The organism is Streptomyces sp. Act143 (assembly GCF_003143935.1).
Lineage (GTDB): Bacteria > Actinomycetota > Actinomycetes > Streptomycetales > Streptomycetaceae > Streptomyces.
On the sequence record NZ_QFRX01000001.1, the window covers coordinates 8,584,899 to 8,606,130 of the forward strand.

19 protein-coding genes are annotated in these 21,232 nt (G+C 71.7%); 7 read left to right on the forward strand and 12 right to left on the reverse strand.

Annotated features, from left to right (window positions below; all coding sequences use genetic code 11):
- Positions 1-105: 105 nt before the first annotated feature.
- The 3 genes from DI272_RS39235 to DI272_RS39245 all read right to left on the reverse strand — a co-directional run bounded on the left by DI272_RS39235 (position 106) and on the right by DI272_RS39245 (position 3,004).
- The gene (locus DI272_RS39235; protein ID WP_109499927.1) at positions 106-1,173 is read right to left on the reverse strand and encodes an RNA ligase (ATP); all 1,068 of its coding nucleotides are present in this window, start codon (positions 1,171-1,173) and stop codon (positions 106-108) included.
- Positions 1,174-1,278: 105 nt separating this feature from the next.
- Positions 1,279-2,010 (reverse strand): 3-keto-5-aminohexanoate cleavage protein, encoded by a 732-nt coding sequence (locus DI272_RS39240; protein ID WP_109499928.1) that lies wholly within the window; start codon positions 2,008-2,010, stop codon positions 1,279-1,281.
- Between the two features lie 391 nt (positions 2,011-2,401).
- Positions 2,402-3,004, reverse strand: coding sequence for a hypothetical protein (locus DI272_RS39245; RefSeq protein ID WP_109499929.1), 603 nt, complete (start codon positions 3,002-3,004; stop codon positions 2,402-2,404).
- Positions 3,005-3,225: 221 nt separating this feature from the next.
- On the opposite strand from DI272_RS39245, the gene DI272_RS39255 reads away from it, so the two are divergent.
- The gene (locus DI272_RS39255; protein ID WP_109499930.1) at positions 3,226-6,024 is read left to right on the forward strand and encodes a penicillin acylase family protein; all 2,799 of its coding nucleotides are present in this window, start codon (positions 3,226-3,228) and stop codon (positions 6,022-6,024) included.
- Positions 6,025-6,048: 24 nt separating this feature from the next.
- On the opposite strand, the gene DI272_RS39260 is transcribed toward DI272_RS39255, so the two are convergent.
- Together DI272_RS39260 and DI272_RS39265 are read right to left on the reverse strand one after the other, a co-directional pair.
- Complete coding sequence (locus tag DI272_RS39260; protein WP_109499931.1) at positions 6,049-7,365, reverse strand: serine-threonine protein kinase; 1,317 nt, start codon at positions 7,363-7,365, stop codon at positions 6,049-6,051.
- A gap of 107 nt (positions 7,366-7,472) precedes the next feature.
- Complete coding sequence (locus tag DI272_RS39265) at positions 7,473-8,723, reverse strand: exo-beta-N-acetylmuramidase NamZ domain-containing protein (RefSeq protein WP_109499932.1); 1,251 nt, start codon at positions 8,721-8,723, stop codon at positions 7,473-7,475.
- A 113-nt stretch (positions 8,724-8,836) separates the two neighbouring features.
- Here DI272_RS39265 and DI272_RS39270 point away from each other — a divergent pair, with 113 nt between their 5' ends.
- From DI272_RS39270 to DI272_RS39280, 3 genes are read left to right on the forward strand one after another with little or no spacing between them, the layout of a single operon-like run.
- The gene (locus tag DI272_RS39270; protein WP_109499933.1) at positions 8,837-9,610 is read left to right on the forward strand and encodes an SDR family oxidoreductase; all 774 of its coding nucleotides are present in this window, start codon (positions 8,837-8,839) and stop codon (positions 9,608-9,610) included.
- The gene (locus DI272_RS39275; protein WP_109499934.1) at positions 9,607-11,274 is read left to right on the forward strand and encodes a class I adenylate-forming enzyme family protein; all 1,668 of its coding nucleotides are present in this window, start codon (positions 9,607-9,609) and stop codon (positions 11,272-11,274) included. The genes DI272_RS39270 and DI272_RS39275 overlap by 4 nt, the downstream gene beginning before the upstream one ends.
- A 40-nt stretch (positions 11,275-11,314) precedes the next feature.
- A complete protein-coding gene (locus tag DI272_RS39280) occupies positions 11,315-11,908 on the forward strand; it encodes a TetR/AcrR family transcriptional regulator (protein ID WP_109499935.1) in 594 nt (197 codons plus the stop codon).
- 62 nt (positions 11,909-11,970) lie between these two features.
- On the opposite strand, the gene DI272_RS39285 is transcribed toward DI272_RS39280, so the two are convergent.
- The 3 genes from DI272_RS39285 to DI272_RS39295 all read right to left on the reverse strand — a co-directional run bounded on the left by DI272_RS39285 (position 11,971) and on the right by DI272_RS39295 (position 14,689).
- A complete protein-coding gene (locus DI272_RS39285; RefSeq protein WP_109499936.1) occupies positions 11,971-13,185 on the reverse strand; it encodes an acyl-CoA dehydrogenase family protein in 1,215 nt (404 codons plus the stop codon).
- Between the two features lie 6 nt (positions 13,186-13,191).
- On the reverse strand, positions 13,192-14,214 hold the full coding sequence (locus tag DI272_RS39290; RefSeq protein ID WP_109499937.1) for a phosphotransferase family protein: 1,023 nt from the start codon (positions 14,212-14,214) through the stop codon (positions 13,192-13,194).
- Positions 14,215-14,392: 178 nt separating this feature from the next.
- Positions 14,393-14,689 carry a hypothetical protein gene (locus DI272_RS39295; protein ID WP_109499938.1) on the reverse strand — a complete coding sequence of 99 codons (297 nt, stop codon included), beginning with the start codon at positions 14,687-14,689 and terminating at the stop codon, positions 14,393-14,395.
- A gap of 127 nt (positions 14,690-14,816) precedes the next feature.
- Here DI272_RS39295 and DI272_RS39300 point away from each other — a divergent pair, with 127 nt between their 5' ends.
- Entirely contained in the window at positions 14,817-15,806 is a 990-nt protein-coding gene (locus tag DI272_RS39300; RefSeq protein WP_109499939.1) for an NADP-dependent oxidoreductase, read from the forward strand.
- Positions 15,807-15,825: 19 nt separating this feature from the next.
- On the opposite strand, the gene DI272_RS39305 is transcribed toward DI272_RS39300, so the two are convergent.
- The 4 genes from DI272_RS39305 to DI272_RS39320 all read right to left on the reverse strand — a co-directional run bounded on the left by DI272_RS39305 (position 15,826) and on the right by DI272_RS39320 (position 18,246).
- Positions 15,826-16,161 carry a DUF202 domain-containing protein gene (locus DI272_RS39305; RefSeq protein WP_109499940.1) on the reverse strand — a complete coding sequence of 112 codons (336 nt, stop codon included), beginning with the start codon at positions 16,159-16,161 and terminating at the stop codon, positions 15,826-15,828.
- Between the two features lie 7 nt (positions 16,162-16,168).
- Entirely contained in the window at positions 16,169-16,561 is a 393-nt protein-coding gene (locus DI272_RS39310; RefSeq protein ID WP_109499941.1) for a YidH family protein, read from the reverse strand.
- A gap of 125 nt (positions 16,562-16,686) precedes the next feature.
- The gene (locus DI272_RS39315) at positions 16,687-17,205 is read right to left on the reverse strand and encodes an NUDIX hydrolase (RefSeq protein WP_109499942.1); all 519 of its coding nucleotides are present in this window, start codon (positions 17,203-17,205) and stop codon (positions 16,687-16,689) included.
- Positions 17,206-17,352: 147 nt separating this feature from the next.
- The gene (locus DI272_RS39320) at positions 17,353-18,246 is read right to left on the reverse strand and encodes a DMT family transporter (protein WP_109499943.1); all 894 of its coding nucleotides are present in this window, start codon (positions 18,244-18,246) and stop codon (positions 17,353-17,355) included.
- Positions 18,247-18,652: 406 nt separating this feature from the next.
- On the opposite strand from DI272_RS39320, the gene DI272_RS39325 reads away from it, so the two are divergent.
- Both DI272_RS39325 and DI272_RS39330 read left to right on the forward strand, forming a co-directional pair.
- Positions 18,653-19,603, forward strand: coding sequence for a hypothetical protein (locus DI272_RS39325; protein ID WP_109499944.1), 951 nt, complete (start codon positions 18,653-18,655; stop codon positions 19,601-19,603).
- Positions 19,604-19,639: 36 nt separating this feature from the next.
- A complete protein-coding gene (locus DI272_RS39330; RefSeq protein WP_109499945.1) occupies positions 19,640-21,163 on the forward strand; it encodes an APC family permease in 1,524 nt (507 codons plus the stop codon).
- Positions 21,164-21,232: the final 69 nt, after the last annotated feature.

Below are 21,232 nucleotides of genomic sequence, written 5' to 3' on the forward strand. Positions count from 1 at the left end.
TCGGCCGGCCCGAGCGCACCTAGGGCCAGTCTGCCCGGCGGGCCATGCCGCAGACACCGGGTCCGGCACCCCGGCCTGCGCGCGGACCCGCCGCGCAGCGCGGGCCTACTCGTACTCTGTTCCGTTCTTCCTGGTCAGATAGGCCGGACTGACCGCTTTCGCTATCGCCCTGCCGCCCGTCACCTCGCTGTGGCGCTCGGTCGCCGGACGGATCACGACGCCCTCTCTCAGGTGCAGTTCACGTCCGGACACCGTCTCTCTCCCGCTCGCCACCTCCAGCACCCGCCCGATGTCGTACGGCCCTTCATGCAGCCGGGGCACCAACGGCAGCTCGCCGTCCAGCAGTTCGGCCGCGTCCAGCCACCGCACCGCGCCGTCGATCTCCGCGGACACGTCGAAGACCGCGTACCCGAGCGTGTCCCGTCGCCCGTCGGCGCCGTACGTCAGGTCCTGGACACCCGCGCCGTACACCTCGCCGAAGATCCCGACCCGGCGGGCACCGAGGCGTGCGGCCAGCCGGGCGGCCGCGTCGGCGACGGCGTGGGCCTGCACCGCCCGCCAGTACAGGTTCCGCGGGTCCGCCTTGAGGGCCAGCGACTTGGCGCCGAACCCCTTGGAGGAGACGTAGGTCCGCTCCTCGTCCGCGACATAGGTGACCAGGCACGCCGAGCCGTGCAGCTTCTCCGTCAGCACCACCGGCTCGCCCGGGGTGAAGACGTCGGGGTAGCGCTGGATGTTCTCGATGTCGACCCAGGGGAGCAGGTCGGGCGCCGACTCCACCTCGCCGCTCATCGTGGGCGGGATCGGCGGCACCCACTTGGTGATGCCGAGCAGTTCCGCGAAGTCGGTGCCGTCCTCGGCCGCCCGCTCCAGGTCGACCCCGGCCAGCGCCGACGGCCGGCACACGATGCCCTGCGAGAGCTCACCGCGCAGCCGCACCGCCTTGACCCGGTCCGCGTTGCCGCCGGCCAGCCGTCCGGTGAGGCCGAGCTCCTCGATCAGGGCGGCGGGCAGCACGGACTGCTCGGGGATGTAGACGGCCGCGTCGCCGGTGCGGTAGGCGCCCTTGGCGACGACGGCCCGGTACAGGCCCACCTGGGCCAGTTCGAGCGCGTCGGCGTTCGGATGGGCGTGGACGGTCAGGACTTCGGCGGTGACGCGCAGCGTCGACATCGGGGCTCTCCTCAGTGGTGCTCAGGTGCGTTTCATCGCCTCCAACTGTCCGTATGCGAAAGGGGTGGAGCGAGCGCATTTGTGACTGATACCGTCGCCGCTCCGCTACGACGAGCGCCGGGCCCATCCGTACTGGACCAGCCCCGCTGCCACCAACTGGGCGTTGGAAGCGGCCGGTTCGCCGTCCGGCAGCAGCAGGGTGTCCTCCAGGCCGACGCGGGTCGCCAGGCCCAGCCGTCCGGCCAGCCGCAGCACCGGCCATGCGCCGCCGTCCTCGCCGTGCAGCAGCACCGGGCGGCCGTGGGGTGCCGCGCCGAGGCCGGCCAGCAGGGCGCGTGCCGTGTCCTGGGCGGTGTCCGGAGAGGTGTCCGTCACCTCGGCCAGTACCCGGAGCACCCTCGGGCCGAGCGGCGAGTGCGCGAACCGCGCCGCCGCGTCCGTCCCGGACCAGATCCCGGCCTCCACGCCCACGCCCCGGTCGAGCAGGGCGGCGGCGAGCTCCTCCGCGCCCGGCTCGTGCCAGTTGACCGAGGCGTGGTCGGGGAGCACGGTCCAGCTCCGTATCCGCTCCAGGCGCGTCGCGGGGTCCGGTTCCGCCCAGGCGCCCGTGGTGACGCCGACCGGGACCGACACCCGCGCCCGTATCGCGTCGAGGGTCGCCGCGAGCACCCGTGGCGACAGCGTGTCGCTGCCGCAGGGCGTCTTGGGGTGGACATGGACGTCCGTGGCCCCGGCCGCGACCGCCGCCGCCGCGGCCTCGGCCATCGCTTCCGGCGACAGCGGCACCACCGCGCCGTCGGCGGCCCCTCGGGGCCCGTTGAGACACACCTGAACCATGACTCGATGGTGCCAGCCGGCACCGACAACGACCCCGGCGAGAGCCGTGCCTGTGGACAACCGGGCCGATGTGGAAAACCAGGACGACGAGCGTGGACGGCGAGCCCCGGACGACAAGCCCCGGACGACGAGCCCGGATGACAAGCCCGGATGACAAACCCCGGACGACAAGCCCGGGATGACAAGCCCGCACCATGGCGACGGACACCATCCGCCGCCCCGCAACACGGCGGCAGTCGTCCCCCACCGCCCCGCACCACGGCGACAGTCGTCCCCCACCGCCCCGCACCACGGCGACAGTCGTCCCCCATCGCCCCGCACCACGGCGACAGTCGTCCCCCACCGTCAAAGAGGGGGTGCGGCATCCCCGGCGCACCCCCGGTCGCGCTGCTCAGGCGGACATCAGAAGCCGCCCGCGCCTGGACGACGCCAGGGCCTCGGGCGTCAGCACCGGACGCGGCACGACGATCCCGCAGTCCGTGCAGACCGGGCCCGATGAGGGTTCGTGGGCCAGGTCGTACTTCCAGATCAGTCGCTCCCCGCGGCACACCGGGCACACCGAGCCCGGTTCGCGTTCCAGCGCGGAGATCAGTTTGCGCAGCACGTCGGCCAGCGGCTCACGGGGGTGGAGTCGCGGGTCGTCGCACCAGGCGACGCCGAAGCCGCCCCAGGTCAGCCGGTGCCAGTCGTCGACACTGCCCGGCCTGCGCAGTCCGTCGTGCTTCTCCTTCTTGCGCCGCTCGGCGAACTCGACCTCGTAGGCCAGCCAGACCGAACGCGCTTCTTCCAGCTCGTCCAACGCGGCCACGAGCCGCGCCGGATCGGGGGACCGGTCCTCGGGACCGAATCCGGCCCGGGAGCACAAGTGGTCCCAGGTCGCCCTGTGCCCGTAGGGAGCGAACCGCTCCAGGCACTTGCGCAGTGAGTAGCGTCGCAGCGCCAGATCACACCGCGGATCTCGCACCTGTCTCGCCAGACTCCGGAAACCGGCCATCGCCCTGCACCTCCGTCACACCTGCACCTGTACTTCGGTCACTTCGGCGTCGTCGAACGGACGTCGCCGAATAGACGTATCGACAAGCGATTTGGCTCCATCCGATTTCCGATGACCCCCATTCGTCCCCGGACCGGGTACCAAAACTTGACGCATGTTCATCTTCAATCCCGGGGATACCGGCGGTAACGTCCGGCCCACCCCCGTCGGTAGGAGCTGCCATGCCACGGCGCACCTCACGCACCGCCCTCGACAGACTGAGAACTCCCGGCAGAGTCACCGGGTTCCTGAAGACCGCATCCGTATGCGCCCTGATTGCCGGTCTTTTGTCCCCTCTTGGCCAAGCAGCGGCGGCAGCCGAGGCGACGGCCGCGGCGACGGCCGCCAACGACTACTGCGGCAGCCAGTGCTCCGACATCCTGCCGCCCGGCGAGAACGGCAACGCCACCCTCGCCCAGATCCTCCTCAACCAGGCCTTCGGCACCCAGCCCGACCACGCCGAGGACCAGCTCGGCCCCTACGCCAACCTGGCCAAGGGCTATCCCTCGCTGTCCAACGCCACGATCAACACCTTCTTCAACGACGCCTCGTTCGGCGTGGCCTCCGACCAAGTCGCCTCCACCCTCAGTCCCGCCGGCCGCAGCGACGTGACGATCGTCCGCGACAAGAAGACGGGTGTGCCGCACATCACCGGTACCACCAGATACGGCACCGAGTTCGGCGCGGGCTATGCGGCGGCCCAGGACCGGCTGTGGCTGATGGACGTCTTCCGGCACGTCGGGCGCGGCCGGCTGACCACCTTCGCGGGCGGAGACCCCTCCAACCAGGGCCTGGAGCAGCAGTTCTGGCGCAACGCCCCCTACAGCGAGGCCGACCTCCAGGCGCAGATCGACAACGCCGTCGCGAACAACGGCACCCGCGGCCAGCAGGCCCTGGCGGACGCCAACGCCTACCTCGCCGGCATCAACGCCTACATCGACGCCTCCGACAGCGGGCGCTACTTCCCCGGCGAGTACGTCCTGACCGGCCACAAGGACTCCGTCACCAACGCCGGCACCATCGAGCACTTCAAGCTCACCGACCTGGTCGCGCTGGCCTCCGTCATCGGCGCCCTGTTCGGCTCCGGGGGCGGCGGCGAGGTCAACAACGCGATATCACTGCTCGCCGCGCAGGAGCAGTACGGCGTGACGAAGGGCACCGAGGTCTGGGAGTCCTTCCGCGAGCGCAACGATCCCGAGGCCGTCCTCACCGTCCACAACGGCGAGAGCTTCCCGTACGCCGGCAAGCCCGCCACCCCGCAGGGCGAGGCACTCCCCGACGCCGGCACGGTGGCCACCGAGCCGCTGGTGTACGACCCGACCGGCACCGGCGGCGACCAGAGCGCCTCCGAGGCCGCCGCCACCGCGACCGCGAACGCCCTGACCTCCGCCAAGCGCGGCATGTCCAACGCCCTGGTGGTCAGCGGCGCGCACACCGCGAGCGGCCACCCGGTCGCCGTCTTCGGCCCGCAGACCGGCTACTTCGCGCCCCAGCTGCTCATGCTCCAGGAGATCCAGGGCCCCGGCATCAGCGCGCGCGGCGCCTCCTTCGCGGGCCTGAGCATGTACGTCGAACTCGGCCGCGGCCAGGACTACTCGTGGTCCGCCACGACCTCCGGCCAGGACATCATCGACACCTACGCCGTCGAGCTGTGCCAGGACGACTACCACTACCTGTACCACGGCACCTGCACGGCCATGGACAAGATCGAACAGAAGAACTCCTGGTCCCCGACCACGGCCGACGGCACCGCCGCCGGTTCGTACACCATGCGGGTCTGGAGGACGAAGTACGGCCCCGTCTCCCACCGCGCCACGGTCGGCGGCAAGAAGGTCGCCTACACGACCCTGCGCTCGTCGTACATGCACGAGGCCGACTCGATCATCGGCTTCCAGATGCTCAACGACCCCGACTACGTGAAGAGTCCGCAGACCTTCCAGAGCGCGGTGCAGCACATCAACTTCACGTTCAACTGGTTCTACGCCGACTCCACGCACACCGCGTACTACAACAGCGGCGACAACCCGGTCCGCGCGAGCGGCGTGGACGCGGAGTTCCCGGTCTGGGCGCAGGCGTCGTACGAGTGGAAGAACTGGAACCCGGCGACCAACACCGCCGACTACACGCCCGCCTCCGCACACCCCAACTCCATCGACCAGGACTACTACATCTCCTGGAACAACAAGCAGGCCAAGGACTACACGACCGCACCCTGGGGCGACGGCTCGGTCCATCGCGGCAACCTGCTGGAGGACCGGGTGAAGAAGCTGGTCGCCGCGGGCGGCGTCACCCGGGCCTCACTGGTGAAGGCGATGGCGGACGCGGCCCTGGCCGACCTGCGGGCCGAGGACGTCCTTCCGGACCTCCTGAAGGTGATCAACAGCAGTACGGTCACCGACTCCACGGCCGCCGCGGCGGTGACCAAGCTCCAGACCTGGCTCACGGCGGGCGGCAAGCGCACCGAGACGTCGGCGGGTTCGAAGACGTACGCCGACGCCGACGCGATCCGCATCCTGGACGCCTGGTGGCCGCTGCTCGTGGAGGCGGAGTTCGAACCCGGCCTCGGCAGCGACCTGTTCACCGCCTTCCAGGCCAACCTGCCCGTCGACGAGTCACCGTCGGCCGCGCACGGCCCGACCGGCTCGCACGCGGGCAGCTCCTTCCAGTACGGCTGGTGGTCCTACGTCGACAAGGACATCCGCGCGGTGCTCGGCGAGAGCGTGCGGGGACCACTGACGGACAAGTACTGCGGCGGCGGCAGCCTCAGCTCCTGCCGGGACATCCTGATCAGCACCCTGAAGACGGCGGCCGGCAAGACCGCGGCCCAGGTCTACCCGGGTGACGACCTGTGCTCGGCGGGCAACCAGTGGTGCGCCGACTCGATCGTCCAGCGCACCCTGGGCGGCATCAAGCACTACAACATCAGCTGGCAGAACCGGCCCACTTACCAGCAGGTCGTGGAGTTCACCTCGCACCGGTGAGGTGAAGCGGACGGTGGCGGCGGGTCAGCGGATGCGGCCCGCCGCCACCACCAGGTGCGCCAGCTCCCGGTGCACGATGTCGCTGTGCGCCCCGGCCGGTGCCTTGCCGTCCTTCACCACCGAGGCGGCGTCGATGTTCACGCAGCCCGAGGCCGGCATGGTCGCCCGCAGCGCGTCGGTGAGCTTCCACGTGCGTGTGCCCGGCACCGCCTGCACCCCGTCGTGGCCCATCGCCCCCCACTTGGCGCCCAGCATCCGCCCGATGTCCATCCCCGCCCCCTCCGAGTCCCCGGCCATGCGCGAGGCCAGCGGGTACATGGTGCTCAGCGCCGAGTCGAAGCGGGAGAAGCAGCACACCAGGGGGCCGTCGATGCGGTTCTGCTGCCCGTGCAGCACTCCGCCCGCGCGCGTGTCGTGCGGCAACCGGGCCGCGAACGCGTAGTGCGAGAAGGCTCCTTGGAGCAGCGTCACCGACTTCACCGTGCGCACCCCCTCGGGCAGCCCGCGCAGCGCGAACGACACCAGCCGCCCGCCGAAGCTGTGCCCGACGAGATGGACCCGCACCTCGGGCCGCTGGGCAGCGAGCTGCCCGACGACCCGCCCGAGCCCCCGCTCACCGACCGTCCCGGCCCGCCGTTTCATCGCGTAGTACGTGGTCTGCCGCAGCAACTCGTGCGCCCCGTCCCAGGGGTTGGGGATCGTGAAACCCTCCGGCACGCCGTCCGGCGACTCGACCTCGGCGAGCCCCCGCGCGAAGTCCTCGCACACCCCCGTCACGGGCCCGGAGAACATGTCCGGCTCGCTCTGCGGCACCCCCTCCGCCAGGGTGTCCGCCCCGAACAGCGCCTGCGGCCCCGGCGGCACCACCTCGACCAGCAGCCGCACCAGCCGCCCGAACTCCTCCAGCTCGGCCTCCTCGCGCGGCTGCTGGTCCAGCAGCCGCGCGAGCTGGTCGATCACGGTCGCCCGGCCGGGGAAGGTCTCCAGCAGCGCGTGCCGGGTGTCCTTGTCCAGCGCCGGGCGCCGGGTGGTCTCGGCCGCCACGGACCGCGGGAAGTCCGGGATCGACTCGTCGGAGAACCGCATCGACGGCCACACCACCCCCACGTACCCGAGCCTCGCCTTCGGCGCGAGTTCGGGGATCGGCGCGAAGAAGCGGCTGTAGAGCTTCGTCGCCCCCGTACGGTCGTTGTTCCAGCCGTGCGCGAAGACGATCAGATCCTTGACGCCGCGCTCGGCGACCCCGGCCAGCAGCCGGTCCCGCCGCCCGCCGTCCGGGTCGCCGTCCGCGTCGAAGGTCAGCTCCCAGTACGGGCTCACGCTCATCGCCGGATCCGCCATGACAGGCCCCCTTGTCCCCCGAAACGGTGCGATGCCGTCGCATCGTCCTCCTGTGGGGCGAAGTTGGCCATACGTCACGACTCAACTGCCGGCCGCGGCCCGGGGGATCATCTGTACAGCAGGTACTCCTTACGGATGCGTCGGAACGCGGCCAGCTCCTCCCGCCAGCCCGCCACCACCGCGTCGACGTCCGCACCCGCGTCGATCGCGGTCCGCACCTGCGTGGAACCCGTGAGCTTGTCGATCCAGTTGTCGGACCGCCAGGCGAACCCGGCCCACACCCGCTTGGCGGTCACCAGCAGGCCGATCCCGGTGCGGACGGGGTCGTACGCCGCCCGGTCGTGCACATGGATCTGCACCCCGCCGACGGTCCTGCCCTGGAACTTGGAGAACGTGGGAGCGAAGTACGCCTCCCTGAAGTGCACGCCCGGCAGCCCGAGTCCGTTCGCGGCGGCGGCCCAGCGCCCGTCGATCCCCTCCGCGCCGAGCAGTTCGAACGGGCGGGTGGTGCCACGCCCCTCGGACAGGTTCGTCCCCTCGAAGAGACAGGTCCCCGAGTACACCAACGCGGTGTCCGGCGTGGGCATGTTGGGGCTCGGCGGCACCCAGGGCAGCCCGGACGCGTCGTAGAACTCCGACCGCCTCCACCCGGTCATCAGCACGGTGTCCAGCTCCACGGGGGCGGTCAGGAACTCGCCGTTGAACAGCCGCGCGAGCTCGGCGACCGTCATGCCGTGCGCCTGCGAGACGGGCTGCCGGCCGACGAAGGTCGCGAACTCCTTGTGCAGGACCGGCCCTGCGGCGGACCGGCCGGTGACCGGGTTGGGGCGGTCGAGGACCACGATCCGCTTCCCGGCCAGCCGGGCCGCCTCCATGCAGTCGTAGAGCGTCCAGATGTACGTGTAGAAGCGGGCACCCACGTCCTGGATGTCGAAGACGACGGTGTCGACGCCGGACGCGGTGAAGACGTCGGCGAGGGGCTGGCCGCTCTTCAGGTACGTGTCGTAGACGGGGAGCCCGGTGGCGGGGTCGTCGTAGCGGCCCTCGGAGCCGCCCGCTTGCGCGGTGCCGCGGAAGCCGTGCTCCGGGCCGAAGACGGCGCGCAGGTCCACCTGAGGGTCGGCGTGCATGACGTCGACGATGTGCCGGGCGTCCCGGGTGATGCCGGTGGGGTTGGTGACGATGCCGACGCGTTGGCCGTCGAGAAGGGCGTAGCCGTCGGCGGCCAGTCGCTCGAAACCGGTGCGGAGTTTTCGCGGGCGGTCGGCCGCGACCGCCGACGGTGTCGAGGAGAGCGATGCCGCTGCCGTTGTTGCTGCCGTTGTCGCTGCGAGGAGAGCTCGTCTGGATAGGCGCATGGGGTGCACGGTATTGCCCGCGCGGGTCAGGGGGAACGACCTGACCCCCTTCCTTGGCACATACCGACCGGTTAGTCTGGCCCTCTCCGCAGAGCCGCAGTCGAAGGAGACCGATGGTGGAAGCCGTGCAGGGTGCTGGTGTCGTCGTCACGGGGGCCGGAGGAGGGATCGGAGCCGCCCTCGCCCGGCGGTTCGCCGCCGAAGGGGCCCGCGTCGTCGTCAACGACCTCGACGCCGACCGCGCCAAGACCGTCGCCGAGAAGATCGGCGGCATCGCGGTACCGGGGGACGCCTCCGCCGTCGTCGCCGACGCCCGGACCGCGCTCGGCGGCACCGTCGACGTCTACTGCGCCAACGCCGGCGTCGCCTTCGGCGGCCCCGAGGTGGACGACCTCGCCGACGCCAGGGCCTGGGAGCTGTCCTGGGACGTCAACGTCATGGCACACGTGCGGGCCGCGCACGAGCTGCTGCCGGACTGGCTGGAGCGGGGGAGCGGACGGTTCGTGTCGACCGTGTCCGCGGCCGGACTGCTGACCATGATCGGGGCCGCTCCCTACGCCGTCACCAAGCACGGGGCGTACGCCTTCGCCGAGTATCTGTCACTGACCTACCGGCACCGCGGGATCAAGGTCCATGCCATCTGCCCGCAGGGCGTGCGCACCGACATGCTCGCCGCCACCGGCACCGCCGGCGACCTGGTGCTCAAGCCGACCGCGGTCGAGCCGGAGGACGTGGCCGAGGCGCTGTTCCGGGGCATCGAGGAGGACCGCTTCCTGATCCTGCCGCACCCCGAGGTCGCCGGGTACTACCAGGCCCGCGCCGCCGAGCCCGACCGCTGGCTGGCCGGCATGAACCACATCCAGCAGAAGTGGGAGGAGACCCGGTGACCGACTCCCGCTACGCGGCCAAGCCCTGGCTCGCCCTCCTCAACGACGCCCAGCGGTCGCCGATAGACCCCGCCGACTCCCTCGTGCACGCCCTGCGGAAGCCGGCCTCCGAGGTCCCCGACCGCACCTTCCTCGCCTACTTCGACGGCCGCCTCACCTACCGCGAGGTCGACGAGCTGAGCGACTCCGTCGCCGGGCACCTCGCGGCCCGCGGCCTGGAGCGCGGCGACCGGGTGGCGATCCTGCTGCAGAACTCCCCGCACTTCCTGCTCGCGCTGCTGGGCGCCTGGAAGGCGGGCGCGATCGTCGTGCCGGTCAACCCCATGTACAAGGCGGGCGAGGTCACCCATGTCCTGCGGGACGGCGAGGTGGCCGCGCTGATCTGCTCCGACCGGGCCTGGGAGTCGTACCTGCGCGAGACGGCCGCCGACTCTCCGGTGCGGATCGTGCTCACCGGGTGCGAGTTGGACTTCCAGACGCGGAACGACGCGCGCGTGCTGAGCTTCGAGCGGCTGCCCCAGGCCGCCGACGCCGAGGACCTGACGACCGTGGCGCGGGCCGGCCTGAAGGCACCCGGCGACCGCGACCCCGGACCGGACGACATCGCCCTCATCAGCTACACGTCCGGCACCAGCGGCGCCCCCAAGGGAGCCACCAACACGCACGGCAACATCATGTACAACGCCGAGCGGCAGCGGACCGGCCTCGATCTGCCCGAGGCGCCCGTCTACTTCGCGCTGGCGCCGCTGTTCCACATCACCGGCATGGTCTGCCAGCTCGGCGCCTGCCTGAACAGCGCGGGCACGCTCGTGCTGGCGTACCGCTTCGAGGCGGGCGTCGTCCTCGACGCGTTCGCCGAGCACGGCCCGCACTACACCGTCGGCCCGTCCACGGCCTTCATGGCCCTGGCCGCCCACCCGGCCGTCACCCGCGACCACTTCGCCTCCTTCCGGATGATCTCCTCCGGCGGCGCCCCGCTGCCGCCCGCGCTGGTGGAGAAGTTCCGGGCCGGATTCGGGCCGTACATCCGCAACGGCTACGGCCTCACCGAGTGCACCGCCCCCTGCGCCTCCGTGCCGCCCACCCTGGAAGCCCCCGTCGACCCGGTCTCCGGGACGCTCGCCGTGGGTCTGCCGGGCCCCGACACGGTCGTACGGATCGTGGACGACCAGGGCGCGGAGGTGCCCTTCGGCGAGCAGGGCGAGATCGTCGTGCGCGGCCCGCAGGTCGTGCCCGGCTACTGGCACCGCCCCGACGCCACCGCCGAGACCTTCCCCGACGGCGAACTGCGCACCGGCGACATCGGCTTCATGGACGAACAGGGCTGGCTGTACGTCGTCGACCGCAAGAAGGACATGATCAACGCGTCCGGCTTCAAGGTCTGGCCCCGCGAGGTCGAGGACGTGCTGTACACCCACCCGGCGGTGCGCGAGGCAGCCGTCGTCGGCGTGCCCGACGGGTACCGCGGGGAGACCGTGAAGGCGTACATCAGCCTCCGTCCGGGCGTCGACACGGACCCGGATGAACTCGCGGTGTACTGCAAGGAGAGACTGGCCGCCTACAAATACCCGAGGCAGGTGGAGATACTCCCCGACCTGCCGAAGACGGCGAGTGGGAAGATCCTCCGGCGGGAACTGCGTTCCCGCGGGCAGGAGCAGCAGTAGCGCACAGCGAGCGGTAGCGAACGGAAGGGCAGGCGACACAGTGGCCAGGACGAACGACGGGGACGGTACGCCCGTCCCGCAGCGGCTGCTGGCCGCCGCCACCCGGCTCTTCGCCGAGCAGGGCTACGACCGCACCTCCGTGCAGGAGATCGTCGAGGCGGCCGGCGTCACCAAGGGGGCGCTGTACCACTACTTCGGCTCCAAGGACGATCTCCTGCACGAGGTGTACGCGCGCGTGCTGCGCGTCCAGCAGGAGCGCCTCGACGCGTTCGCCAACGCCGACGAGCCCATCGAGAAGCGGCTCAGGGGTGCGGCGGCGGACGTCGTCGTGACGACCATCGAGAACCTCGACGACGCGTCGATCTTCTTCCGCTCCATGCACCACCTGAGCCCCGAGAAGAACAAGCAGGTGCGCGCCGAGCGCCGGCGCTACCACGAACGCTTCCGCGCGCTCGTCGAGGAGGGCCAGGAGGCGGGCGTCTTCTCCACCGCCACCCCGGCCGACCTGGTCGTGGACTATCACTTCGGTTCGGTCCACCACCTGTCGACCTGGTACCGCCCCGACGGGCCCATGAGCCCGCAGGAAGTCGCCGACCACCTGGCGGACCTGCTGCTGCGCGCCCTGCGCCCGTGACCACGCGCGGGTGAGGGGCGGTCGCCATGGACGACCGCCCCTCACCCGTGACCCATGTCCCGCTACAGGTACTTCTTCAGCTCCCGCCGCGCCAGCGACCGCTGGTGCACCTCGTCCGGCCCGTCGGCGATCATCAGCGTCCGCGCTCCCGCGTACAGCTCGGCCAGCGGGAAGTCCTGGCTGACGCCGCCCGCGCCGTGCAGCTGGATCGCGCGGTCGATGATGTCGACCACCGCGCGCGGCGTGGCGATCTTGATGGCCTGGATCTCCGTGTGGGCGCCGCGGTTGCCGACGGTGTCCATCAGCCAGGCGGTCTTCAGCACCAGCAGCCGCAGCTGCTCGACGGTCACCCGCGCGTCGGCGATCCAGTTGTGGACCACCCCCTGCTGGGCCAGCGCCTTGCCGAAGGCGTCGCGGGACACCGCCCGGCGGCACATCAGCTCGATGGCCCGCTCGGCCATGCCGATCAGCCGCATGCAGTGGTGGATACGGCCCGGACCGAGGCGGGCCTGCGCGATGGCGAAGCCGCCGCCCTCCTCGCCGACCAGGTTGGCGACCGGCACGCGCGCGTGGTCGAAGATCACCTCGGCGTGGCCGCCGTGGTAGTGGTCCTCGTATCCGAAGACCTTCATGGCGCGCTGCACGGTGACGCCCGGAGTGTCCCGCGGGACCAGCACCATGGACTGCTGGCGGCGGATGTCCGCGCCCTCCGGGTCCGTCTTGCCCATCACGATGAAGATCTTGCAGTCCGGGTTCATCGCCCCGGAGATGTACCACTTGCGGCCGGTGACGACGTACTCGTCGCCGTCCCGCTCGATGCGTGTGGTGATGTTGGTGGCGTCCGAGGAGGCCACGTCCGGCTCGGTCATCGCGAACGCCGAGCGGATCTCACCCGCCAGCAGCGGCTCCAGCCACTGCTTGCGCTGCTGCTCGTCGCCGAACTGTGCGAGCACCTCCATGTTGCCGGTGTCCGGAGCCGCGCAGTTCAGCGCGGTCGGCGCCAGCTGCGGGGAGCGGCCGGTGATCTCGGCGAGCGGGGCGTACTGGAGGTTGGTCAGCCCGGCACCGTACTCGGCGTCGGGCAGGAAGAGGTTCCACAGGCCCTGCCTGCGCGCCTCCGCCTTGAGCTCCTCGACCACGGCCGGGGTGTCCCACGGGGACGCCAGGGCGGCCCGCTGCTCCTCCGCCACCGCCTCGGCCGGGTAGACGTGCTCGTCCATGAAGGCGAGCAGCTTGGCGCGCAGTTCCTCGGTGCGCGCGTCGAACGCGAAGTCCATGGCGGGTCAGCCTTCCTGAAGGGTGGTGAGGCCGTGCTGGATGAAGACGGGGACGAGGTCGCCGATGCGGTCGAAGCCGTGACCGACCGTCTGGCCCAGGGTGTAGCGGTAGTGGATGCCCTCCAGGATCACGGCGAGCTTGAACCACGCGAACGCCGTGTACCAGGAGACCTGCGAGGCATCGCGCCCCGAGCGGGCCGCGTAGCGCTCGACCAGTTCGGCCGGATCGGGGTGCCCGGGCGCCTCGGCGGTCGTGGAGACGGGGGAGTCCGGCATGCCCAGCGGCAGGCTGTACATGACCAGCAGGCCCAGGTCGGTGAGCGGATCGCCGAGGGTCGACATCTCCCAGTCGAGGATGGCCTTGATCCGGTCGTCGTCGCCGATGAGCACGTTGTCGAGCCGGTAGTCGCCGTGGATGACCGTCGGCGCGGACGAGGTCGGCAGCCGCCGTCCCAGCGTCGCGTGCAGCTCGTCGATGCCGGCCAGCTCGCGGTTGCGGGAGGCGTCCAGCTGCTTGCCCCAGCGGCGCAGCTGGCGGTCCAGGAAGCCCTCGGGCCGGCCGAAGTCGGCGAGACCGACCCCGGCGGGGTCCACCGCGTGCAGTTCCACGAGCGTGTCCACCAGCCCCAGCACCGCGTCACGCGTGCGTGCCGGACCGAGCGGGGCCAGCTGGTCGGCGGTGCGGTACGGGGTGCCCTCGACGAACTCCATGACGTAGAACGGCGCCCCGAGGACGTCCTCGTCCTCGCACAGCACCAGCGGTTCCGGCACCGGCACACTCGTCGGGTGCAGGGCGCTGATCACCCGGTGCTCACGCTTCATGTCGTGCGCGGTGGCCAGGACGTGGCCCAGCGGCGGCCGGCGTACGACCCAGCGCGAGGCACCGTCGGAGACCGTGTACGTGAGGTTCGACCGCCCGCCCTCGATCAGCCGTCCGGTCAGAGGGCCCTGGACCAGGCCGGGTCGCTCGCGGTCGAGCAGACCGCGCAGCCGGTCGAGGTCGAGTCCGGGCGGGTGGTCGGGGCTCATGCATCGCTCCTACGGGCAGGTGAACGGGACTGGAATCCATGATGCCGACCGGTCGGTATGCCGTCCAGTGCGTGGGGCGAAAGTGGGCGTGAAAGTGATCCGGGCCACCATGCGCCGACGGCTCCCCGCGCGGTGCGCCGGGGAGCCGTCGTGAGCCGGGAGTGGTGCGGTCAGGAGGTCAGTGGTCGTCCCAGTGGCCGTTGTGCGCGGCGTGCCGGTGGCCGTCGTGCAGGTAGTCGACATGGTCGCCGTGCAGCACGCTCTCGTGGCCGCAGGCGTCCCCGTGCTGGTGCTCGTGGCTCTCGTGGGCGACATGGCCGTCCGCCTCGCACTCGTCCCAGTGGCCGCCGTGCTCGCGGTGCAGATGCCCGCCATGGGCGTAGTCGACGTGGTCGCCGTGCGGCACCTCGGTGTGCCCGCAGTCGGGGCCGTGGACGTGTGTGTGGGAGGTGTGTTCCTGGTGGAGGGTGGTCATGGTGCTCACCTTCGGAGATGGTGCCGATGACGGCCTTGCCGATGACGTCGGACAGGCTGCCACGCGAACGCCGCATATCCGGGCATCCCGCTTGCGTGGCGTCCGACTACCCCGGAGGGTCGGTGCCATGAAGGGCATCAGCTACTCACGCTACGGCGGCCCCGAGGTCCTCGCATACGGCGAGGTCCGCGACCCCACGGTCGGGGTCGACTCGGTGCTGGTCAAGGTCCGCGCGGCGGCCGTCAACCCGGTCGACTGGCACTGCCGCGAGGGACATCTGGACCGGGTCCTCGACCCGGTGTTCCCGGTGGTCCCCGGCTGGGACGTCTCCGGGGTGGTGGTCCAGCTCGGTGTGTCCGTCACGGAGTTCGCGGTCGGTGACGAGGTCATCGGCTACGTTCGCGAGGACTTCCTGTCCCGCGGCACCTTCGCCGAGTACGTGGCCGCCCCCGTGCGCACCCTCGCCCGCAAGCCCCGCAACCTCTCCTTCGAGGAGGCGGCCGGCCTGCCGCTGACCGGTCTGACGGCCTACCAGGTGCTCGTCAAGGCGCTCCAGGTCAAGCGCGGCGAGACGGTCCTCGTGCACGCCGCGGCCGGCGGGGTCGGCTCGATCGCGGTGCAGCTCGCCCGGCACTTCGGCGCCCGGGTCATCGGCACGGCGAGCCCCGCCAACCACGACTTCGTACGGAGCCTCGGCGGCGAGCCGGTCGCGTACGGCGAGGGCCTGGCCGAACGGGTGCGCGGGCTCGCCCCCGAGGGCGTGGACGCGGCGTTCGACACGATCGGCGGCGAGACCCTGACGGTCTCGGCCAACCTCCTGGCCCCCGAAGGCCGCCTGGTCTCCATCGTGGACGGCGAGGTCGTCGCCTACGGCGGCCGTTACTACTGGGTCCGCCCCGACGCCGAGGACCTCCAGCGCCTGTCCGAACTGGCGGAACAGGGCGTGGTGTCGGTGCACGTCTCACAGACGTTCCCGCTGGAGCGGGCGGCGGAGGCGCAGCGGCTGAGCCAGGAGGGCCGGACCAGGGGGAAGATCGTGGTGACGGTGGACTGGGAGACGGAGACCGAGGAGCCGCAGACCGAGGAGCCGCAGACCGAGGAGACGGAGAAGGGCTAGGGGCGCCGGGACCGGGCGGCTAGAAGACCAGAGCCGCCCCGCACACCGCCACGGCCACCGTGCACAGCGCCGCGGCCGTGGCGTGGCGGGGGGTGAGAGCCGAAGGGGCGCCCGGTGAGGCGAGCGCGCGGATGCGTCGGTGCGCGAGCAGCAGGAAGCCCAGCCAGAGGGCGACGCACAGGGCGCACGCGACGACACCGACCGCGGACGGGCCGCCGTGCAGCGCGGTCTTCACGGCGAGTACGGCGGAGACGGTGCCGGACAGGGTCGTACGGCGCCAGGCGAGCCGGGTGCGTTCCGGCTGGAGCCCGGGATCGCGTCCGACGTCCGCAGCCGCGGCGCTCACCCCTTCCATCCGGCGCTCACCCCTCCCACCCGACGAGCACGATGACGGCCATCGCGAGCGCGACGACCGCCACGACCACGCTCAGCAGCGTCGGGAAGCGCGACACCGGCAGGTCCTCGCCCCGGCGCATCGCCCGCTCGCAGCGCACCCAGTGGTTGACCGCGCGCAGCGAGCAGAGCACACCGGCACCGAGCAGCGCGAGCGCCAGCCCGACCCGCCAGCCCCAGCGCAGGTCCGGCAGGAACTGGTCGACGGCGAAGCCCCCGCCGATCAGCGCGAGCGCGGTGCGCAGCCAGGCCAGGAAGGTGCGCTCGTTGGCGAGCGAGAACCGGTAGTCGGGCGTACCGCCTTCCTCCCGGACCTGCTCGGGCGCGAACCAGAGCCGGACGTTCCGTGCGAATTCGATCACGCCCAGGACCCTACCGGGCGGGCGTGCGGCCGCTGTCCGTGGCGGCCGTCACGGTTCGCGCCGCGGGCCCCGAGCTGCCGCTCGGCAGCGGATCGGGCCACCCCGCCCCGTTCCTCCGGGCGGGCTCAGCTCTCCTTCTTCCGGTACTCCCTGAACCGCGCGTACGCGTCGAGCCCGTCCGGCACCCACTCCCACTCCGGCAACCGCCGCTGCACCTCGTCCTCCGCCAGGAAGTCGTGCCAGGCGACCTCCTCGACCTGCGGATTCACCGGCAGCTCGCACCGCACCTCGTACACGGCCGACCACCACGTCCGCCCGGCCCCGTCGTCGTACAGGAACTTGAAGAGGAAGGCCGGCTTCGGCAGGCCGGAGACGCCCAGCTCCTCCTCGGCCTCGCGCAGGGCCGCGTCGTCGTAGGACTCGCCCGCACCCACCACCCCGCCCACCCACATGTCGTACAGGGAGGGAAAGACCAGCTTGGTCGGGGTGCGGCGGTGGACGAACAACCGGCCGTCGGCGTCCCGCGCCTGGATGAACACGCACCGGTGACGCAGCCCCCGGGCGTACGCCTCAGCGCGCGGGGACTGCCCGACGACCCGGTCGTGCTCGTCGACGATGTCGAGGATCTCGTCAGCAGCGCTCATGCACCCATCCAAGCAGCCCCGCCACCGACCAGGCGCCCTGGCATCGCGCCCGCCCAACTCGGCCGACCTTCGCGGCCCCCTCAGCCAGGCCGGGAGTCGCCACTCGCCTGTTCACCCAGCAGCCGGCAGCCGGCAACCGCCGCCCGTTCAGTTCGGCTGGAGCCGCCGCGCCCGCGTCGGCTCCGCCGCTCCGCACGGCATCGCCGGATGCAGGCCGAGGAGCACGATGCCGACCACGACCGCCGCGAGCCCCGCCGCCTCCCACGCCAGTGCCCCGGTGTCGGTGCGCAGCCGGTCGCCGAGGAAACCGACTCCGCAGATGATCCCGGCGAGCGGCTGGGCGGCGGTCAGGGCGGGCAGCGACATCCGCAGGGAGGCCGTCTCGAACGCGCTCTGGACGAGGACCAGGCCGGTCACGCCGAGGGCGAGGACGGCGTACGGCTGCCAGCCGGTGAGGAGTTCCATGAGGCCGCCCTCGGAGAAGCGCTGTCCGCTCACCCGGGTGAGGGCGTCCTGGACGCCGTAGAGGAGCCCGGCCGCCACCGCCAGCAGGGCCGGTCCCGAGCTCAGTCGCGAGCGCTTGGCGTACGTCGTCAGCAGCAGTGCGAGACCGATCATGGCGCCGATGATCAGCCAGTGGCGGAAGGGATCGATCACCGCCGAACCGCCGCGCGGCTCGCCCGCCATGATGAACGCCGTCACTCCGCCCGCGAGCAGCAGCAGCCCCGCCCAGCCCTGCCGGCCCAGCGACTGCTTGGTCTGGTGGCGGGAGAGGGCCATCGCGAAGAGGAGGTTCGTCGCCAGCAGGGGTTCCACGAGCGAGATCTCGCCCTGGCCCAGCGCGATCGCGCCGAGCACCATGCCGGCCACCATCAGGCCGATGCCGCCGAGCCAGCGGGGCACCCGCATCAGGTCGAGGAGCAGCCTGGGCGAGAGGAAGTCGTTCAGGGGCGCGCGCTGGGCCGCGTTCTGCTGGAGGACGAAACCGATGCCCAGGCAGCAGGCCGCGCTCACGGCGAGAACCAGAACCAGAACCGACACGCTGCGTACCTCGATCACTCGGCCGGGCCACGGGGCGGGTTAAGGGCCGACTGTAGCGCCGTTGAGCCCGGCCTGCTCCCGGGAGTACCCGGATCCGGGCGGTTGACTCGGTCGCGTGCGGGGCGGTGCGACCTTTCCGCCATGGTGGGCGCCCCGGTCGAGCCGCGCCATGGCGTGCGCCACATCGAGGCGAGGTCGGGGTGAGCCGGCCGGCGGCGCGCATTCACAACTGCCCCACCAGTCACACAAGTTGATGCGTGTAACAGGCGCCCGAAGCTTGACGGGGACCATTGGCTGAGGGTTGGCTGTCCGTGATCAGTCGCCCACGCCCTGATGATCAGACCCGTGGGCCAGTTGCCCCTGCCGACCGTCGACGCGATTGACCTCGCACGAGGAAGTCTCCGCGGTGTCACCACCCCCGCCACCCCTCGGCCGTGGCCGCCGACGCGCGGCCCACGCCTTCGACGCCGCCCTCGACGACGCCGAACTCGGCGCCGCTCGCGCGGCCCTGGCGCAGGGACGCTGGCAGGCGGCCCGATCCCTGCTCGCCCACACGGGGGACGACTGGGACCTGCGCGGCCACCGCGTGACCGTCCTCGCCATGGAGCCGTACAGCGCCGCCTGGACCCGCGACTGGCTGCTCGCCGAACCCGAGTCCGCCGACGCCGCCGTCCTGCTCGCGCTCGCCCAGGTGCAGCGCGCCCTGCGCGGCAAGGAGAAGCCCGACCGCGCCCGTGAGGCCTGCCGCACCGCCGCCGACCGGGTGCCCGCCGACCCCACGCCCTGGCTGGGCATGCTCATGCTGGAGCAGGGCTCGACCGCCGCCCAGAACGCGGTCCGCCTCTTCGAGCAGATCCGCGCCCGTCACGCCGACCACCACCACGCCCACCACCTGTTGGTCGCCCGCCTCGCCGAGCACCGCGCCGCCGCCGGACCCGACCCGCTCCACGAGGTCTACGACTTCGCCAACTGGGCCGCCGAACAGGCCCCCGCCGACTCGCCGCTCGCCATCCTCCCGGTCATCGCGCACGCCGAGCGCTACCGCGTCCTCGCCACCGCGGGACACGAGCCCCCCGACCCCACCGCCTCCGGCCACTGGGTCGGCCGCCGGGCCCGCCAGGTGATGAAGTCGGCCTTCGACTGGTGGCTGGAGTGGGAGCACGAAGGCCACCCCCGCCGTCTCGTCGACCTCAACTTCCTCGCCCACGCCAAGGTCTGCGAGGGCCGCGGCGCCGAGGCCGCCGCCCTCTTCCACCGCATCGGCGAGCACCCCACCCCGGCGCCCTGGTCGTACCCCGACCGCGATGCCCACCCCGCCTTCCGTGCCGCCCGCGACAGCGCGCTCGGCACGGCGTAACGCCCCCGAACCCAGCCCCAGCCAAGGACGGTCCCGATGGCCACGAGCAAAGCCAGAGCCGGTGACGGCATCAGTACCTACAAGGGCCAGGAGCGGGCCCTGCGCGCCGACCGCCTGGGCACCGGCGGCCTGCTGCTCTCGGTCCTCGCCGCGACCGCCCCCCTCATGGTCGTCGCAGGTGTCATGCCCACCACATTCGCGGTGATGGGCATCGTCGGACAGCCGCTGCTCTTCGTCGCCCTCGGCGCGATCCTGATCCTCTTCAGCGTCGGCTACGCCGAGATGAGCCGGCACGTCCACAACGCGGGCGCCTTCTACGCCTACATCTCCCGCGGTCTCGGCGGCACCGCCGGCGCGAGCGCGGCCCTCGTCGCCCTCGTCGCCTACAACGCCCTCCAGGTCGGCATCTACGGCATCTTCGGCTTCGAGGTCTCCGGCCTCTTCGCCACCTACGCCGACCTGGAGATCGCCTGGTGGATACCGGCGCTCACGGCCGTCGCCGCCGTCGGCGCCCTCGGCTGGCTGAAGATCGACGTCAACGCGAAGGTGCTCGGCGTCCTGCTCGTCATCGAGGTGGCCCTGGTCGTCATCTTCGACATCGCCGCCGTCGCCGACCCCGCCAAGGAGGGCCTGTCCCTGCACGCCTTCAACCCGGACACCCTCAGCGGCGCCGGCGTCGGCACCGCGCTCTGCTTCTGCATCGCCGCGTTCCTCGGCTTCGAACAGGCGCCCGTCTACGCCGAGGAGACCAGCCGCCCGCACGTCCTGGTGCCGCGCGTGATGTTCCTCGCGGTCGGCGGCGTCGCCGTCTTCTTCGCGCTCAGCAGCTGGGCCCTCACCGTCGCCACCGGCCCCTCCCAGATCGTCGGCGAGTCCCAGAAGCAGAGTGCCGGACTGCTCTTCGGCCTCACCGAGTCCCGCCTCGGCGGCACCTTCACCGACGTCCTGCACGTGCTCTTCGTGACCGGCATGTTCGCGGCCATGGTCAGCTTCCACAACGTCGTCGCCCGCTACGCCTTCGCCATGGGCCGCGAGGGCCTGCTCCCGCGCTCCTTCGGCCGGACGACGGGCGCGAGCGGCGCCCCCGGCACCGGCTCGCTCCTCCAGACCGCCGTCTCCGCGGTGATCGTGATCGCCTTCGCGGTCGCCGACGACAAGCCCACCGGCGACCCCACCGAGCCCGTCCTGCACCTGTTCACCTGGGGCGGCAACATCGGCGCCCTCGGCGTGATCGTGCTGATGGCCGCGGCCTCCTTCTCGGTCGTCGTCTTCTTCGCCCGCCGCGGCGCCGCCGGCGCCCAGGCCTGGCGGCTGGTCACCTCCGCCGTCGCGGGCCTCGCCCTCCTCGTCATCGCCGGCTACACGGTGAAGGACTTCGACGTCCTCGTCGGCGCGGGCCCGGACTCCGCCCTGAGCCGGCTCCTGCCCGGCATCATCGGCGCGTCCGTGGTCGTCGGCCTCGTCCAGGGCCTGTACCTGCGCTCCCGCTCGCCGGAGGCGCACGCCCGCATCGGCCTGGGCAACGAGGCGTTCCAACTGGACAAGGCGGCGCAGTCGTAAGAAGTGGTTACGGAAATCTGACGGGCACCCGCGAACCCTGGTCCGCCACGGTCCGCGGGTGCTCGAATG

Excerpts from the sequence above, each read along its gene's own strand:
- DI272_RS39240 (WP_109499928.1), bottom strand. The coding sequence starts at position 2,010 with ATGGTTCAGGTGTGTCTCAACGGGCCCCGAGGGGCCGCCGACGGCGCG.
- DI272_RS39235 (WP_109499927.1), bottom strand. The coding sequence starts at position 1,173 with ATGTCGACGCTGCGCGTCACCGCCGAAGTCCTGACCGTCCACGCCCAT.
- DI272_RS39290 (WP_109499937.1), bottom strand. The coding sequence starts at position 14,214 with ATGAGCCCCGACCACCCGCCCGGACTCGACCTCGACCGGCTGCGCGGT.
- DI272_RS39285 (WP_109499936.1), bottom strand. The coding sequence starts at position 13,185 with ATGGACTTCGCGTTCGACGCGCGCACCGAGGAACTGCGCGCCAAGCTG.
- DI272_RS39315 (WP_109499942.1), bottom strand. The coding sequence starts at position 17,205 with ATGAGCGCTGCTGACGAGATCCTCGACATCGTCGACGAGCACGACCGG.
- DI272_RS39270 (WP_109499933.1), top strand. The coding sequence starts at position 8,837 with ATGGTGGAAGCCGTGCAGGGTGCTGGTGTCGTCGTCACGGGGGCCGGA.
- DI272_RS39265 (WP_109499932.1), bottom strand. The coding sequence starts at position 8,723 with ATGCGCCTATCCAGACGAGCTCTCCTCGCAGCGACAACGGCAGCAACA.
- DI272_RS39245 (WP_109499929.1), bottom strand. The coding sequence starts at position 3,004 with ATGGCCGGTTTCCGGAGTCTGGCGAGACAGGTGCGAGATCCGCGGTGT.
- DI272_RS39330 (WP_109499945.1), top strand. The coding sequence starts at position 19,640 with ATGGCCACGAGCAAAGCCAGAGCCGGTGACGGCATCAGTACCTACAAG.
- DI272_RS39295 (WP_109499938.1), bottom strand. The coding sequence starts at position 14,689 with ATGACCACCCTCCACCAGGAACACACCTCCCACACACACGTCCACGGC.
- DI272_RS39305 (WP_109499940.1), bottom strand. The coding sequence starts at position 16,161 with ATGGAAGGGGTGAGCGCCGCGGCTGCGGACGTCGGACGCGATCCCGGG.
- DI272_RS39300 (WP_109499939.1), top strand. The coding sequence starts at position 14,817 with ATGAAGGGCATCAGCTACTCACGCTACGGCGGCCCCGAGGTCCTCGCA.
- DI272_RS39255 (WP_109499930.1), top strand. The coding sequence starts at position 3,226 with ATGCCACGGCGCACCTCACGCACCGCCCTCGACAGACTGAGAACTCCC.
- DI272_RS39260 (WP_109499931.1), bottom strand. The coding sequence starts at position 7,365 with ATGGCGGATCCGGCGATGAGCGTGAGCCCGTACTGGGAGCTGACCTTC.